Raw genomic sequence first — 14,258 nt, 5'->3', positions numbered from 1 at the left:
TTCAGCCCCCGCAAAGCGAACATTTCGGGCAACTTGAGGGCCGGAACCGCAAGATCGACGCCGACGGGGGCGGACCGCGGCGGGGTCAGGGGCGGACGGCGGGGACCGGGGGCATCGGCCAGTGGGGGCGGTCGGCGTCCCGGAGGGCTGCCGAGCGTACCGCCGCCAGCTGCCGCTCCACCTCGGCGAAGTGGTCCGGGGCGAGCGGACCCCAGCTCAGCGCTGCCGCGTTCTCCTCGACCTGGGCGACGGTACGGGCGCCGGGGATCGGCACCGCGCGGCCGCTGCGCGCCCAGATCCACCCGATCGCCCCCTGGGCGAGGGTACGGCCGTCGGCGGTCAACGCGTCGCGGACGGCGGCGACCCGGCGCAGCCACTCCGGCGCGGGCCGGCCGCTGCGGAACCACTCCAGCCAGGTCGGCCCGAGTCCGCGTACGTCGTCGCGGGGCAGCGTCGACTCCGGCGTGTACTTGCCGGTGAGCAGCCCCATCCCGAGCGGTCCCCGGGCCAGGCTGGCCAGGTCGTGCTTGTCGCAGGCGTCGAGCATGGCCGGGGCGTCGCGGAGCACCGACAGCGCGTGCTGCACGGCGGCGGCGCCCCGGGCGACCTGGGCGAACGCGGCGGCCCGGTCGGCCCGGTCGGTACTCCAGCCGTACGCCCGGATCAGGCCGTCGTCCATCAGGTCGTCGAGCGTGCCGATGAGCGCCTCGGCCCGGGGCAGCGGCAGGTCACCGAGGTGCAGCTGGTAGAGGTCGATGTGGTCGGTGCCCAGCCGGCGCAGCGAGTCGGTCACCGCCCGGCGCAGGTAGTGCGGCGAGGCGTTCTCCCCGGTGGCCTGCCGGGCGCTCTCGTCGAACGTGTAGCCGAACTTCGTGGCGATCACGGCCTCGCCGCGCCGCCCGGCGAGCGCCCGGCCGAGCACCCGCTCGCCGTGCCCGGCGCCGTACGTGTCGGCGGTGTCGAACAGCGTGACACCGAGGTCGAGCGCGCGGCGGATCGCGCGTACCGACTCGTCGTCGTCGACCTGGCCCCAGCCCAGCGGGCGGGCGCCCTCGGCCCAGGGGCCGCCGATGGCCCAGCACCCCATACCGAGGGCGCTCACCTCGATGCCGCTGCGCCCCAACTGTCGCTTGTCGACTGCCACCGCCGCATCCTGTCATCTTCCCGGCGATCGCGGGCCGGTTCGTAGCCGAAGAGTCCGGGCGCGGTCACGCCGCGTGACGCCAGGCGGTGGACGTTTCGCGGTGAAGCGATATACCTCAGAGTCATAAAATATGCCTCTGAGGTATATCGGTCCGAGGTCATCCCTCCCGATCCGGCTCTGCGGAGGAACGCCGCCGCCCGGCGAGCCGTCAGCGCGCGTAGACCAGCAGCACCGGCTCGTCCTGGCCCGGCCAGGAGCCGGTGAGCCCACCGGAGCCCGGCACCTCGGCCGGTACGGGCCGCCGGACCACCGCAAGCTCGACGTCCCCCACCCGGACCACCGTCACGCCGCCGTCACCCGAGCCCGTCGAAACCGAACCAGCCGACACCGAACCAGCCGAAGCCGGACCGGTCGGCACCGGGCGGCCGGTCCGGCTCCCGGTCAGCGTCATGCTCGCCGGCCGCATCTCACGCTTGCCATCGACCTCGAAGTACTCCTCGGCCTGCCCGGCGTCGGCAAGCGCTGCGGCAGCAAGCAGCGGCGGGTACGCCGGGTCGCCGCAGGCGTCGTACACCCAGCGGCGGCCGAGCACCGAGTGCTCGACGAGACCCACGAGGAAGTCGTCCGCCCCGGCCAGCGGCGCGCCCCGGTAGGTCAGCGGCACCTGGAGCACCGGGCCGTCACCGGCGCGCACGAGCAGCGTCTCGACGCCCACCTCACCGGCCGGATCGTCGAACCGGTACGCCGCGACCCGGGTGACCTCCGCGCCCGCCTCCCCGGCGAACCAGGACCGGCCGGGCAGCCAGGGTACGAGCAGCTCCAGTTTCGAGGGGCGCAGTTCCGCGCGGTGCAGGAGAGCCATGCGCAAGATCGTACTGTCGGAACGGGCCGGCGTCAGGCCGCCGCCCACGCCTTGGCGAGCAGCTCCCGGGTGTCGGCGAGCAGTTGCGGCAGCACCTTCGTCCGGCCGATCACCGGCATGAAGTTGGCGTCGCCGCCCCAGCGCGGCACCACGTGCTGGTGCAGGTGCGCGGCGATGCCCGCGCCCGCCACGCCACCCTGGTTCATGCCCAGGTTGAAGCCGTGCGCGCTGGAGACGTGCCGGACCACCCGCATGGCGGCCTTGGTGAACGCGGCCAGCTCGACCGTCTCCGGCTCGTCCAGCTCGGTGTAGTCGGCCACGTGCCGGTAGGGGCAGACCAGCAGGTGCCCGGGGTTGTACGGGTAGAGGTTGAGCACCGCGAAGACGTGCTCGCCCCGGGCCACCACCAGGGACTCCTCGGCCGGCAGCCCGGGCGCGAGGCAGAACGGGCAGCCGGCCGGCTTCTCGTACCCGCCCTCGGGCCGGTCCTCGCCGGAGATGTAGGTCATCCGGTGCGGCGTCCAGAGCCGGTCCAGCCCGTCCGCCAGACCGTTGTCGCCGCCGTACCCGGTGTCCCGCTCCGCCCCTGTCACACCGGCGATCCTACGATCCGGCCCGCTCGGCGGCAGGACCGGCGTTGGTGCGCGACTCCACCACCTCGCGCACGTGCGCGACCGCCTCGTCGATCGGCACGCCGTTGCGCTGCGAGCCGTCCCGGTAGCGGAACGAGACGGTGCCGGCGGCCACGTCGTCGTCCCCGGCGATCACCATGAACGGGATCTTCTGCTGCTGCGCGTTGCGGATCTTCTTCTGCATCCGGTCGTCGCCCAGGTCCACCTCGGCCCGGACGCCGTGCCGGCGCAGCGTCGCGGCGAAGTCGACCAGGTAGTCGCCGTGCTCCTCGCGGATCGGGATGCCGACCACCTGCACCGGCGCCAGCCAGGCCGGGAACGCGCCCGCGTAGTGCTCGGTGAGCACGCCGATGAACCGCTCGATCGACCCGAACTTGGCGCAGTGGATCATCACCGGCTGCTGCCGGGTGCCGTCGGCCGCCTGGTACTCCAGCCCGAAGCCCTTCGGCTGGTTGAAGTCGTACTGAATCGTCGACATCTGCCAGGTCCGGCCGATGGCGTCCTTGGCCTGCACGGAGATCTTCGGGCCGTAGAACGCCGCGCCGCCCGGGTCCGGCACCAGCTCCAGCCCGGTCTCCAGCGCGCACTGCTCCAGCACGGCGGTGGCGGTCGCCCAGTCCTCGTCGGACCCGACGAACTTGTCCGGCTTCGAGTCGTCGCGGGTGGACAGCTCCAGGTAGAAGTCGTCGATGCCGAAGTCGCGCAGCAGGCTGAGCACGAAGCCGAGCAGGTGCTTGATCTCGGCCGGCGCCTGCTCCTTCGTGCAGTAGGAGTGCGAGTCGTCCTGGGTGAATCCGCGCACCCGGGTCAGGCCGTGGATGACGCCCGACTTCTCGTACCGGTAGACCGTGCCGAACTCGAACAGCCGCAGCGGCAGCTGCCGGTAGGACCGCCCGCGCGACCGGTAGATCAGGTTGTGCATCGGGCAGTTCATGGCCTTGAGGTAGTAGTCGCTGCCCTCCATCTCCATCGGCGGGAACATCGTGTCCTTGTAGTAGGGCAGGTGTCCCGACGTGTGGAAGAGACCTTCCTTGGAGATGTGCGGCGTCCCGACGTAGTCGAAGCCCTCCTCGACGTGCCGCGCCCGGACGTAGTCCTCCATCACCCGCTTGAGCACGCCACCCTTGGGGTGGAAGACCGGCAGGCCGGAGCCGATCTCGTCGGGGAAGCTGAACAGGTCGAGGTCCGCCCCGAGCTTGCGGTGGTCGCGGCGGGCGGCCTCCTCCAGGAGCTTCAGGTACGCCTTGAGCTCGTCGCGGGTCGGCCACGCGGTGCCGTACACGCGCTGCAGCTGCGGGTTTTTCTCCGACCCGCGCCAGTACGCGGCGGCCGAGCGCATCAGCTTGAACGCGCCGATCAGCCGGGTGTTCGGCAGGTGCGGGCCGCGGCACAGGTCCGACCAGCAGACCTTGTCCTCGTTCGCGGCGAGGTTGTCGTAGATGGTCAGCTCGCCGCCGCCCACCTCCATCACCTCGGAGGAGTCCAGCCCCTCCCCCTTGACCTCGATCAGCTCCAGCTTGAACGGCTCGGCGGCCAGCTCGGACCGCGCCTCGTCCAGGTCGGCGAACCGGCGGCGGCGGAACCGCTGGCCGGACTTGACGATCTCCTGCATGCGCTTCTCGAGCTTGGCCAGGTCGTCCGGCTGGAACGGCTTGTCGACGCCGAAGTCGTAGTAGAAGCCGTTCTCGATCGGCGGGCCGATGCCGAGCTTCGCCTCCGGGAAGACGTCCTGCACCGCCTGGGCCAGCACGTGCGCGGTGGAGTGGCGCAGCACGTTCAGCCCGTCCGGGCTGTCCAGCGCGACCGGCTCGACCGCGACCTCCTCGGCCGGACGCCAGTCCAGGTCGCGCAGCTGGCCCTGCGGATCGCGGACCACCACGATCGCCTTCGGCCCGCTCATCGGCAGGCCGGCCGCGGCCACCGCGTCGGCCGCCGTGGTCCCGGCGGCGACGACGACGGGGTCGGCCACGACGGGGGTACGGGGTGCGGACACGGTGACTCCTAGTCGTCGACGGTACGGATCGGCCGGTGACCGGCCCCTGCGATGCTATCGGTCGCCCCGAGGCGTGCCGTCGCCGACGCCGCTGCCCGCCGGCAACGAGTTCGGCCCGCGTTGAACCTTTTCGCTCCGCCGCCCGAACTACCAGGTGGGGCCGGAGGCGGACCGGCCCCGGTCGAGATGGATGGGGGCCACGATGAGGATGATTCGTCAGGGCCGGTGGGCGGCGGCGCTGCTGGCCGCCGCGCTCGCCGGAGCGGTGAGCTGGCCGGGCGCGGCGAGCGCGGCCGGGGTCACGGTCACGACCTCACCCGCCGAGGTACGCCAGGGCGACGCGATCCAGCTGTCTGTGGTGGTGCCGGCGGACCGCCCCGGCACCCGCACCACGAAGATCGAACTGACCATGCCCCCGGACGCCCCGATCGGCGAGGTGTACCCGCTGTCGGTGCCGGACTGGGCGCCGACCATCACCACCCGCACCCTGGACCAGCCGGTCCCCGGCATGCACGCGGCCGAACTGAACCAGGTGACCCATTCGGTGACCTGGCTGCGGGTGCCCGGCACCGGCGCCGGAGCGGCCCGGCTGCCGCTCGGCATGGGTCCGATGCCCGCCACCGACCGGCTCACGTTCACAGTGACCCAGACGTACGCCGACGGCACCGTCGTGCAGTGGGCCGACCCGGCGGGCGGCAGGCACCCGGCGCCGACCGTCGACCTGCTGCCGCCGCTGCCGGGCACCATGACGCACAACGGCGACCCCGGCGCGAACGGCGGCGCGCACGGCGGTCACGGCGCGGCGGGCGGAGCCCAGGGCGGTGCTCAGAACGGTGCCCCGAACGGCGCGCTGACGGCCGGCACGGCCGGCGACGGGCCGAGCGCGGACCTGCTGCTCGGCGGCGGCCTGCTCGCCGGACTGGCCGGCGGCGCGGCGATCGGCTGGCTGCTCAGCCGCCGCCGGCGCGACGCCATGACCCTGCCGCTCGACGACACCACCGCGGCCCCCGACAGCCGCACACCTCCCGACGCCACCGCGACCCAAGACAGCGTGCCCCGCGTCGGCAACGCGGCCCTCGAGAGCGCGACCTCCGAAGCCGTCACCGCCGGCACCGCCTCCTCGCGCCCCTGACCGCCGCCCGCCCAGCAAGCGGGAGCACCGATGCGAGACCACAGTAGATCTTGGTACGGAACGGCCCCCAGGAGGGCCGTCCCGTACCAAGATCTCGGACTCCTACGGCGGCGGACCGCGAGCGCGGGTGCGGGTGAGACGGGTCAGGCGGGGGTGGTGACCCAGCCGGGAAGGGGCTCGCGCGCAGTCAGCCAGTCCTGCGGCACGCCGCCAGGCCCGCCGACCCCGGTGTACGCGGCAACGATCCCGCCCACGATCGCGGCTGTGGTGTCCACGTCGCCGCCCGCCTCCACGCAGACGCGGATCGCGGCGGGATAGTCGTGCAGCAGCGTGGCGGCGACCCAGAGCGTGAACGGCACGGTGTCCTGCGCGGTGACCCGGGATCCGTTGCCGAGCGCGTCGGCCGCCTCGGCGGCGGGACGACCGAGCAGCGTGGCGGCCCGGCGTACCCCCTGGTGCACCTCCCCGGCCGGGTCGAGCGCCCCGGCGACGGCGCTGAGCAGCCGGGCCGGCTCGGGCCGGCCGCCGTCGAGGCGGGCGCGGGCGGCGAGCGAGGCGGCCACCGCGACCGCCACCGCGCCGGCGACGCCCTCCGGGTGGGCGTGGGTCACCTCGGCCGACGCCCGGGCCTGCTCGGCGGCGCGCCGGGTGGAGTCGGCGTGCCAGGCGCCGAGCGGCGCGACCCGCATGGCCGCGCCGTTGCCGCAGGAGCCCTGCCCGTCGAACGCGGACGCGGCGGCCACCGGCCACGGCGTGCCGGTACGGATCAGCCGCAGCACCCTCACCGCGCCCGGCCCGTACCCCCGGTAGGGCTCGCAGCGCTGCGCGAACGCCAACGCCAGCCGGTCCCTGTCGATCCGTGCCCCGGCAGCCAGTTCGGCCACCACCGAGCAGGCCATCTCGGTGTCGTCGGTCCACTCCCACGGCGGCGCGGGCAGCCGGCCGGCGGCGAGGTCGTCCGGGCGCCGGCCGGGAACGAAGAACTGGGAGCCGAGGGCGTCGCCCACCGACAGGCCGGCCAGCGCGTCGCGGGCGAGCGTGAGGCGGGTGTCGGGGAAGAGCGTGAACGTCATCGCCGTCCCAGCTTGCCCGCTTCGCCGGACCGCCGCAACGCGACCGGCTTGCCACGACGAGTACGGTGCTGACGTGGCAACCGTCCTGCTGGTCGAAGACGACCACGTCGTGCGCGGCGCCATGCTGCGGTCGCTCACCGACCGGGGGCACGCGGTGCACGCCGTCGGCACCGCGCTCGACGCGCTGCGCCGGGTCGCCGCCGAGACACCGGATTTGGTGGTGCTCGATCTCGGTCTGCCCGACCTGGACGGCTCGGACGCGCTGCGCATGCTGCGTGGCATCACCGACGTGCCGATCATCATCGCCACCGCCCGCGACGACGAGCAGTCGGTGGTGCGTCTGCTGCGCGCCGGGGCGGACGACTACATGGTCAAGCCGTTCACCGGCGCGCACCTGGACGCCCGGATCACCACTGTGCTGCGGCGGGCCGGGCGGGCCAGCCGTACCGTCGCGCCGGCCGTGCACACGGTCGGCGGCCTGCGGGTCGACGTGGGTGAGCGCAGCGCGGTGCTGGACGGGGAGCCGCTGGCGCTGACCCGCAAGGAATTCGACCTGCTGGCGTATCTCGCCGCGCGTCCCGGCCGGGTAGTGTCCCGGCGGGAACTCTTGGAGGAGGTATGGCGGCAGCCATCGGTCGGCGAGGACCAGACCATCGACGTGCACCTGTACTGGCTCCGCCGCAAAATGGGCGAGTCCGCGGCGAAGCCGCGCTACCTGCGCACCGTGCGGGGGGTCGGCTTCCGGCTGGTGGCGCCGGACTGAGGCTGACGCTGGCCGGGCTCACCGCCGGCATGTGCGGCCTGATCGCGCTCGCCTTCCTCGTCCCGCTCGGGCTCACCCTCGCCGACCGGGCCCGGGAGGCGGAACTGGCCGACGCCGCGCGCCGCGCCGCGCTGGTGACCGGGGCCCTGGCGGTGAGCACCGACACCGCTGCTGTCGAGCGGGCGGTGGCCGCCGCGGCGGGCGACGACCCGGCGCTGCGCCCGGTGGTGCACGGAATCGGGGCGGACGAGTCCGCCGGCCGGGCCGACGCGGCAGCGCTCGCCGACGCCGCCGCGCAGCGGCGTTCGGTGGTGACCGAGGTGGACGGCGGGGTGCTGCGGCTGGACCCGGTGGTGCTCGGCGAGCGGGTCGCCGTGGTGGAGGTCTTCGTCCCCGACGAGGCGCTCGACGAGGGCGGGGGCCGCTGGCTGCTGCTGCTCGGGATTGCGCTGGCGCTGGTCGGCGCGGCGGTGGTGGTGGTCGACCGGGTGGCGGCCCGGGCCGTGGACGCCACCGGCGACCTGGTCAAGGCGGCGCTCGCGGTGGGTGACGGCGAGCTGGGGGTACGGGTCGAGCCGACCGGACCGCGCGAGCTGGCCGAGGCCGGGCACGCGTTCAACCGGATGACGGAACGGCTGGCCGCGTTGCGTGCCGACGAGCACGAGCTGGTCGCCGACCTGTCGCACCGGCTGCGGACGCCGTTGACCGCGCTGCGGCTGGACGCCGAGGCGCTGGAGTCCGACGACACGAGCATCGGCACGTTCAGTGAGGCGGAGCTGGACCGGCGGCGTGGCATCCGGCGTATCCGGCAGGCGATCGTCACGCTGGAGGGCGAGGTCGACCAGCTGATCAAGACGACCCGCAAGGCGGTGAGCCAGGAGTCGGCGCCGGCGTCGTGCGACGTCAGCGAGGTGGTGCGGGACCGGATGGTGTTCTGGTCGGCGCTGGCCGGGGACCAGAACCGCCCGCACCGGGTGGTCGGTGCGCAGTTGCGCATCCCGGCGCCGGTGCCGCGCGCCGAGCTGGCCGCCGCGCTGGACGCGGTGATCGGCAACGTGTTCCGGTACACGCCGCAGGGCACCGCGTTCGAGGTGGCGGTGAGCCGCCGGGACGGCTGGGTGGCGATCCGGATCGACGACGCCGGGCCGGGCATCCCGAACCCGGACCGGGCGCTGCGCCGGGGCGAGAGCGACCAGGGCTCCACCGGGCTCGGGCTGGACATCGCCAAGCGGGTCGCGTTGCAGGCCAACGGTTCGGTGAGCATCGACCGGGCCCGGCTGGGCGGGGCCAGCGTGGTCATGTTGCTGGCCGACCCGGACGCGGCGCCCCGGCCGGTGAACCGGTTCGGGCTGGTCGGACGGATGGCCCGGGACGCCCGCGAGCCGCGTGCCGGGCGGCGCTGGCCGCGTCCGCGCTGACGCCTTGACTGTGGGCCGGCGCAAGTTCTCCTTAAAGGTGGTTTAACGACGGCCGGGAAACCGCCGTGAACTGCCAGGATTACCGACAGAACCCATCAGTTCCGTCGGCCGGGACGCCCCGTAACACCTTTCGGCCGACGGATCGGTGCGCGCGGCGGGAGTTCGGTCCCCCCACACCTCGCTCCCGTCGCGCGCTCTCCCGTCGTTCCGGGCGAGGTGACCGTCATGACGCCGACCGTCGGCCGTCTGCTCCGCTGGGCCGCCGTGATCGGCCTGGGCATCGCCCTCACGCTCGCCTTCTGGCAGGACCCGGTGCTCGCCCACGGCCCGGTCCGGCCGGCGGCTGTCGCGTCAGGTCCGGCCGCCGCGCTGTCCGCGCTGGCCCTGGCCGGGGTGATGCTGACCGCGCGGCGCCGGCCGCCCCGGGGTTCCCGGCGGCCGACGCCGGTACGGCCGCTCAGCGTGCCGCGCTCACCCGGTACGCGTCGATCTCGGCGCTGATCCGGGCCTGCTCGGCCGGGGGCAGGAACGCAGCGGCGACCGCGTCGCGGGCCAGCGCGGCGACGCCGTCCGGGCCGAGTCGCAGCAGCCGGGCGGCCACCGCGTACTCGTCGTTGAGCGTGGTGCCGAACATCGGCGGGTCGTCGGAGTTGATGCTGACCGGCACGCCGGCCTCGACGATCCGGGGCAGCGGGTGCGCGTCGATGCTCGGCACGGCCCGGGTGCGCACGTTGGAGGTCGGGGAGATCTCCAGCGGGATCCGCCGCTCGGCCAGGTAGGTCAGCAGCGCCGGGTCCTGCACGGCGGAGATGCCGTGGCCGATCCGCTCGGCGCCCAGTTCGCGCAGCGCGTCCCAGATCGTCTCCGGGCCGGTGGTCTCGCCGGCGTGCGGCACCGAGCGCAGCCCGGCCGCCCGTGCCTGGTCGAAGTACGGCTTGAACTGCGGCCGGGGCACGCCGATCTCGGGGCCGCCGAGGCCGAAGCTGATCAGCCCGTCGGGTCGTTCGTCGAGCGCGATCCGCAGCGTCTGCTCGGCGGCGGGCAGGCCGGCCTCGCCGGGGATGTCGAAGCACCAGCGCAGCGCGATGCCGAAGTCGGCCTCGGCGCGTTTGCGGGCGTCCTCGATGGCCTCGCAGAACGCCGGCGCCGGGATGCCCCGGTTCACGTGCGAGTACGGCGTGACGGTCAGCTCGGCGTACCGGACCTGCTGGCGGGCCAGTTCCCGGGCGACCTCGTGGGTGAGCAGCCAGACGTCGTCGGCGTCGCGGATGAGGTCCACCACGCTGAGGTAGACCTCGATGAAGTGGGCGAAGTCGCGGAACGCGAAGTAGTCGGCGAGCGCCTCCGGGTCGGCCGGCACCGGGCTGCGCCCCTCGTGCCGGGCGGCCAGCTCGGCGACGATCCGGGGCGAGGCGGAGCCGACGTGGTGCACGTGCAGCTCCACCTTTGGTAGTCCGGCGATGAAGGTGGGCAGGTCGGTCACGAGTTCTCCTCTGCGCGGGCGCCGGTGCGGGCCACCATGAAGATCCGGCGGAACGGGAAGTACACCTGACCCTGCCGCACCGGGTACGCCTGCGCGAGCCGTACCCCCAGCTCGGCGCGGAAGGCGGCCCAGCCGGCGGCGTCCAGCGCGGCGCGGACCGGGCGCAGCGCCGTGCCCTCCATCCAGGCCAGCACCGGGTGGTCGGCGCCGGTGGCGGGCAGCAGATGCACGTACGTAGTCTCCCAGGCGTCGACCGCGCAGCCCGCGCCGGTCAGTAGCGTGGCGTAGCCGACGGGTTCGTCGACCGGCGCCTCGCGCAGCTTGCCGGCGAGCGCGTCGCGCCACGGTTCCCGCGCGGCGACGGAGCGCAGCAGCCGGTGCGACGGCGCGTCGAAGTTGCCCGGCACCTGGAACGCCATCCAGGCGCCCGCCGGCAGTGCGCCCGCCCAGCGGCGGAGCAGGTCGCGGTGTTCCGGCACCCACTGGAGCACGGCGTTGCCGACCAGCACGTCGACGTCGGGCTCGGGCCGCCAGTCGCGGACGTCGCCGACCGCGTACGTGACCGGACCGCCCTCGGCGCTCGCCCGGGCGATCATCTCCGGGGAGGAGTCGAGGCCGGTGACGCGGCTGCCGGGCCAGCGGCCGGCGAGCGTGGCGGTGAGCGTGCCGGGGCCGCAGCCGAGGTCGACCACGGCACGCGGGTACTCGGCGCCGACGCGGGCCAGCAGGTCGTGGAACGGCCGGGAGCGCTCGTCGCCGTAGCGCAGGTAGGTGCGCGGATCCCACATGACAGCCTCCAAACCGTACGTACGTCTTGTTAGACCGTACGGCCCGCCGCGCGCCACGGCAAGCGGCTCACTAGGCTCGGCCGGGTGGAACAGCGCAGCTTCGACCGGCTCGGCCGGCACGTCGGCATCATCGGACTCGGCGCGTGGCAGCTCGGCGCGGACTGGGGCGAGGTCAGCGAGGACGCGGCGCTCGCCGTGCTCGCCGCGGCCGTCGACGCGGGCGTCACCTTCCTGGACACCGCCGACGTGTACGGCGACGGCCGCAGCGAGGCGCTGATCGGCCGGTTCCTGCGCTCCCGCCCCGGACACGGGCTCACCGTGGCCACCAAGATGGGTCGCCGGGTGGAGCAGACGCCGGAGGCGTACACACTCGACAACTTCCGGGCCTGGACCGACAGGTCCCGCGCCAACCTCGGCGTCGACACGCTCGACCTGGTGCAGCTGCACTGCCCGCCCACCGCCGTCTTCGCCGACGACCGGGTCTTCGACGCCCTCGACACGCTCGTCGCCGAGGGGCGCGTGGCCGGGTACGGCGTCAGCGTGGAGACCTGCGACCAGGCGCTCACCGCCATCGCCCGGCCCGGGGTGGCGAGCGTGCAGATCATCCTCAACGCGGTCCGGCACAAGCCGCTGGAGCAGGTGCTGCCCGCCGCCGCTGCCGCCGGGGTCGGGATCATCGCCCGGGTGCCGCTGGCCAGCGGCCTGCTCTCCGGCCGCTACGACGAGAACACCACGTTCCCGGCGGACGACCACCGCACGTTCAACCGGCACGGTGAGTCGTTCGACGTCGGCGAGACGTTCTCCGGCGTCGACTACGACCTGGGCCTGGCCGCGGTGCGCCGGCTCGCCCCGCTGGTCGGCGACGACCGCACGATGGCGCAGTTCGCGCTGCGCTGGATCCTCGACCAGCCGGGCGTGACGGTGGTGATCCCCGGCGCCCGCTCCCCCGAGCAGGCGCGGCGCAACGCGGAGGCAGCCGGCCAGCCGGCACTGACCGACGTGGAGCTGGCTGCGGTGCGGGCCGCCTACGACGAGCTGATCCGCCCGCAGGTGCACGACCGGTGGTGAGCCGGCCGGTCGGCGCGGCGTCGCCGGCCGCCCGCGCCGCCGGGCATGCTGGAGCGGAACTGTCGTCGTCGGAGGGGAAACGATGAGGGGCTGGTTCCGGCTCACAGTGGGGCTGCTCGCCGTGGTGCTGGGTGCGCTGTGGACGGTGCTCGGGCTCGGGTATGTCGAGGGCAGCGCGCTGAGCGACGAGCGGCTCTGGGCGTACGTGGGCGCGGTGCTGATCCTGATCGGACTCGTCGGGCTGTGGTGGGGCATGCGTGCCCGCCGCTGAGGCGCCGGGCAAGGCGAAGCCCCGCCTCCCGTAAGGGATGCGGGGCTTCCGGCACCGGCCGGCGCGGCCGGTGCGGTCAGCTCAGATGGGGCGGACCTGCTCGGCCTGCGGACCCTTCTGACCCTGGGCGATCTCGAACTCCACCCGCTGGTTCTCCTCCAGCGTGCGGTAGCCGCTGGTCTGGATGGCCGAGAAGTGGACGAACACGTCAGCACCCCCGCCGTCGACGGTGATGAAGCCGAAGCCCTTGTCAGCGTTGAACCACTTCACGGTTCCCTGCGCCATGTGTATCTCCTTCTAAAACTGGCGGCCGAGCACGCCGTGCGGCCGATTGGCCGTTTTCGAGCAGCGGCGCCTGAGGCGGCCCCCAGTACCGGAGACTTCTCTCAACCCACGCGTCTCTCAACAGCGTGAGACAGCAAACCACGTACGCAAAAACTTCGCACAGCCTAGCGGACGAAATTCTCCGACATGTGACCTGAAGGTCGCGCCGACGCCGCTGCGCGGCCCCGCCGGAGCCATGCGAAAGGCCCCTTTCCCGCGCTCGGGAAAGGGGCCTTTCCGGCCTTTCGTCAGTCCGGCCAGCGACCGGTCAACCGGCGCACGCCAACCGCTCCACCTCGGTCGACGGCGGCCCGCACCACCGAGAAGATGGCGCCCTGCAGGGCCGCGGCGGCGAGCACCTCGCCCCAGCGGCGGTCCTCGTCGGTGGCGCTCGGCGCCTCGCCGTCGCCCGCTGTCAACTTCCAGACCTGGCGGAAGATCACGCCGGCGACGGTACCGGCGGCCAGGCCGAGCAGCACCCCCACCGGTTTGTACGCCGCCTTGCCGATCTTCCCGCTCACCTGCGCCTCCCTCGGACGATCGCCAGCACCACCACCGTCACCAGGGCCCCGGCCGCGACGGCCGCCCACGGCAACGGGTTACGCCCGACCGCCTCACCCTTCTCGTACGCCTGCGCCCGGACCAGCCGGGCCCGCTCCGCCGCCCGCCCGCGCACCCGGGCCGCGGTCAGCGACGCCTGCTCGCGCATCCGCGCCTTCGCCGCCTCGGCGGAGTGCCGCACCAGCGCCTTCGGGTCGGCCCTGGCCGCGAGCAGCTCCATCGTCTCACCGAGTTCCACCCGGGTCCGGCGGATCTCCTCCCGGAGCGCCGCCACGTCCCCGGTTCCGTTGCCGGTCATGCCCGTCTCCCGTCCTTCACCGCGGCGGTGACCGTGTCGACGTCCGCCCGCACGCTACGGACGGCCGCCTCGGGCACCGGCGGGACGGCACGGCTGACCTGCTTCTTGCCCACGAGCGCCAGGATCCCGGCGAGCAGGAACAACGCCACCGCCACGATCAGGGCCGCCAGCCACGCCGGCATGACCAGCGCCAGCAGCAGGATCACGGTGGCGACCAGGGCACCGGCGCCGTAGAGCGCCATCACCCCGCCGCCGCCGAACAGACCGATCCCGATCCCGGCGTGCTTGCCCTTCTGGGTCAGTTCCGCCCGGGCCAGCGCCAGCTCGTCCCGTACCAGACGGGTGACCTGCTCGGTGGCGCGCTGGACCAGTTCCGCGGTGGACGGCTCGTTCCCGGTCCGGGACGTGCTGCGACTCGCGACGTCAGCCATGCTGTCCTCCTTTCGTC

The 14,258-nt window shown here is 73.8% G+C and carries 17 protein-coding genes; 6 read left to right on the top strand and 11 right to left on the bottom strand.

Going from position 1 to position 14,258, the window contains the following annotated elements:
• Positions 1–85 precede the first annotated feature (85 nt).
• The 4 genes from KBX43_RS29390 to thrS all read right to left on the bottom strand — a co-directional run bounded on the left by KBX43_RS29390 (position 86) and on the right by thrS (position 4,631).
• A complete protein-coding gene (locus KBX43_RS29390; RefSeq protein WP_176722759.1) occupies positions 86–1,087 on the bottom strand; it encodes an aldo/keto reductase in 1,002 nt (333 codons plus the stop codon).
• Between the two features lie 265 nt (positions 1,088–1,352).
• The gene (locus KBX43_RS29385; RefSeq protein WP_210888378.1) at positions 1,353–2,006 is read right to left on the bottom strand and encodes a hypothetical protein; all 654 of its coding nucleotides are present in this window, start codon (positions 2,004–2,006) and stop codon (positions 1,353–1,355) included.
• Positions 2,007–2,038: 32 nt separating this feature from the next.
• Complete coding sequence (locus KBX43_RS29380; protein ID WP_043325006.1) at positions 2,039–2,599, bottom strand: HIT domain-containing protein; 561 nt, start codon at positions 2,597–2,599, stop codon at positions 2,039–2,041.
• Positions 2,600–2,609: 10 nt separating this feature from the next.
• Positions 2,610–4,631 carry a threonine--tRNA ligase gene (gene thrS, locus KBX43_RS29375; protein ID WP_043325007.1) on the bottom strand — a complete coding sequence of 674 codons (2,022 nt, stop codon included), beginning with the start codon at positions 4,629–4,631 and terminating at the stop codon, positions 2,610–2,612.
• Between the two features lie 202 nt (positions 4,632–4,833).
• On the opposite strand from thrS, the gene KBX43_RS29370 reads away from it, so the two are divergent.
• Positions 4,834–5,763, top strand: a complete 930-nt coding sequence (locus KBX43_RS29370) for a DUF1775 domain-containing protein (RefSeq protein WP_210888376.1) — start codon at positions 4,834–4,836, stop codon at positions 5,761–5,763.
• Positions 5,764–5,906: 143 nt separating this feature from the next.
• On the opposite strand, the gene KBX43_RS29365 is transcribed toward KBX43_RS29370, so the two are convergent.
• Positions 5,907–6,836, bottom strand: coding sequence for an ADP-ribosylglycohydrolase family protein (locus KBX43_RS29365; RefSeq protein ID WP_064448738.1), 930 nt, complete (start codon positions 6,834–6,836; stop codon positions 5,907–5,909).
• 73 nt (positions 6,837–6,909) lie between these two features.
• Here KBX43_RS29365 and KBX43_RS29360 point away from each other — a divergent pair, with 73 nt between their 5' ends.
• The 3 genes from KBX43_RS29360 to KBX43_RS29350 all read left to right on the top strand — a co-directional run bounded on the left by KBX43_RS29360 (position 6,910) and on the right by KBX43_RS29350 (position 9,518).
• Positions 6,910–7,599 carry a response regulator transcription factor gene (locus KBX43_RS29360; RefSeq protein ID WP_064448739.1) on the top strand — a complete coding sequence of 230 codons (690 nt, stop codon included), beginning with the start codon at positions 6,910–6,912 and terminating at the stop codon, positions 7,597–7,599.
• A gap of 29 nt (positions 7,600–7,628) precedes the next feature.
• Positions 7,629–9,017 carry a HAMP domain-containing sensor histidine kinase gene (locus KBX43_RS29355; RefSeq protein WP_210888374.1) on the top strand — a complete coding sequence of 463 codons (1,389 nt, stop codon included), beginning with the start codon at positions 7,629–7,631 and terminating at the stop codon, positions 9,015–9,017.
• Between the two features lie 225 nt (positions 9,018–9,242).
• A complete protein-coding gene (locus KBX43_RS29350; RefSeq protein WP_113973165.1) occupies positions 9,243–9,518 on the top strand; it encodes a hypothetical protein in 276 nt (91 codons plus the stop codon).
• Here KBX43_RS29350 and KBX43_RS29345 read toward each other — a convergent pair.
• Both KBX43_RS29345 and KBX43_RS29340 read right to left on the bottom strand, forming a co-directional pair.
• Positions 9,475–10,500, bottom strand: coding sequence for an adenosine deaminase (locus tag KBX43_RS29345; RefSeq protein WP_064448740.1), 1,026 nt, complete (start codon positions 10,498–10,500; stop codon positions 9,475–9,477). The genes KBX43_RS29350 and KBX43_RS29345 overlap by 44 nt on opposite strands.
• The gene (locus KBX43_RS29340; RefSeq protein WP_140946148.1) at positions 10,497–11,288 is read right to left on the bottom strand and encodes a trans-aconitate 2-methyltransferase; all 792 of its coding nucleotides are present in this window, start codon (positions 11,286–11,288) and stop codon (positions 10,497–10,499) included. Before KBX43_RS29340 ends, KBX43_RS29345 begins: the two co-directional genes overlap by 4 nt.
• A gap of 84 nt (positions 11,289–11,372) precedes the next feature.
• Between KBX43_RS29340 and KBX43_RS29335 the strand changes: the two genes are divergently transcribed.
• Positions 11,373–12,356: an aldo/keto reductase gene (locus KBX43_RS29335; RefSeq protein ID WP_064448742.1), complete on the top strand. Its 984-nt coding sequence runs from the start codon at positions 11,373–11,375 to the stop codon at positions 12,354–12,356.
• A gap of 82 nt (positions 12,357–12,438) precedes the next feature.
• Positions 12,439–12,627, top strand: coding sequence for a hypothetical protein (locus tag KBX43_RS29330; protein WP_043325011.1), 189 nt, complete (start codon positions 12,439–12,441; stop codon positions 12,625–12,627).
• An 81-nt stretch (positions 12,628–12,708) separates the two neighbouring features.
• Here KBX43_RS29330 and KBX43_RS29325 read toward each other — a convergent pair whose 3' ends face one another.
• The 4 genes from KBX43_RS29325 to KBX43_RS29310 all read right to left on the bottom strand — a co-directional run bounded on the left by KBX43_RS29325 (position 12,709) and on the right by KBX43_RS29310 (position 14,241).
• Positions 12,709–12,912: a cold-shock protein gene (locus KBX43_RS29325; RefSeq protein WP_007075740.1), complete on the bottom strand. Its 204-nt coding sequence runs from the start codon at positions 12,910–12,912 to the stop codon at positions 12,709–12,711.
• 287 nt (positions 12,913–13,199) lie between these two features.
• Positions 13,200–13,472 carry a DUF4235 domain-containing protein gene (locus tag KBX43_RS29320; protein WP_043325012.1) on the bottom strand — a complete coding sequence of 91 codons (273 nt, stop codon included), beginning with the start codon at positions 13,470–13,472 and terminating at the stop codon, positions 13,200–13,202.
• Positions 13,469–13,810, bottom strand: coding sequence for a DUF3618 domain-containing protein (locus KBX43_RS29315; RefSeq protein WP_043325013.1), 342 nt, complete (start codon positions 13,808–13,810; stop codon positions 13,469–13,471). The genes KBX43_RS29320 and KBX43_RS29315 overlap by 4 nt, the downstream gene beginning before the upstream one ends.
• Complete coding sequence (locus KBX43_RS29310) at positions 13,807–14,241, bottom strand: phage holin family protein (RefSeq protein WP_043325014.1); 435 nt, start codon at positions 14,239–14,241, stop codon at positions 13,807–13,809. The genes KBX43_RS29315 and KBX43_RS29310 overlap by 4 nt, the downstream gene beginning before the upstream one ends.
• Positions 14,242–14,258: the final 17 nt, after the last annotated feature.

It is taken from the genome of Micromonospora sp. C41 (assembly GCF_018070485.1).
Taxonomy (GTDB): Bacteria; Actinomycetota; Actinomycetes; order Mycobacteriales; family Micromonosporaceae; genus Micromonospora; species Micromonospora chalcea.
The sequence above is the reverse complement of the archived record's forward strand: the minus strand, read 5'-3'. Positions and strand labels throughout refer to the sequence as shown.

What these genes read in the sequence shown, in the direction of transcription:
- KBX43_RS29315 (WP_043325013.1), bottom strand. Translation starts at nt 13,810, where the DNA reads ATGACCGGCAACGGAACCGGGGACGTGGCGGCGCTCCGGGAGGAGATC.
- KBX43_RS29325 (WP_007075740.1), bottom strand. Translation starts at nt 12,912, where the DNA reads ATGGCGCAGGGAACCGTGAAGTGGTTCAACGCTGACAAGGGCTTCGGC.
- KBX43_RS29310 (WP_043325014.1), bottom strand. Translation starts at nt 14,241, where the DNA reads ATGGCTGACGTCGCGAGTCGCAGCACGTCCCGGACCGGGAACGAGCCG.
- KBX43_RS29340 (WP_140946148.1), bottom strand. Translation starts at nt 11,288, where the DNA reads ATGTGGGATCCGCGCACCTACCTGCGCTACGGCGACGAGCGCTCCCGG.
- KBX43_RS29350 (WP_113973165.1), top strand. Translation starts at nt 9,243, where the DNA reads ATGACGCCGACCGTCGGCCGTCTGCTCCGCTGGGCCGCCGTGATCGGC.
- KBX43_RS29390 (WP_176722759.1), bottom strand. Translation starts at nt 1,087, where the DNA reads ATGGGGTGCTGGGCCATCGGCGGCCCCTGGGCCGAGGGCGCCCGCCCG.
- KBX43_RS29365 (WP_064448738.1), bottom strand. Translation starts at nt 6,836, where the DNA reads ATGACGTTCACGCTCTTCCCCGACACCCGCCTCACGCTCGCCCGCGAC.
- KBX43_RS29330 (WP_043325011.1), top strand. Translation starts at nt 12,439, where the DNA reads ATGAGGGGCTGGTTCCGGCTCACAGTGGGGCTGCTCGCCGTGGTGCTG.
- KBX43_RS29385 (WP_210888378.1), bottom strand. Translation starts at nt 2,006, where the DNA reads ATGGCTCTCCTGCACCGCGCGGAACTGCGCCCCTCGAAACTGGAGCTG.
- KBX43_RS29355 (WP_210888374.1), top strand. Translation starts at nt 7,629, where the DNA reads ATGTGCGGCCTGATCGCGCTCGCCTTCCTCGTCCCGCTCGGGCTCACC.
- KBX43_RS29370 (WP_210888376.1), top strand. Translation starts at nt 4,834, where the DNA reads ATGAGGATGATTCGTCAGGGCCGGTGGGCGGCGGCGCTGCTGGCCGCC.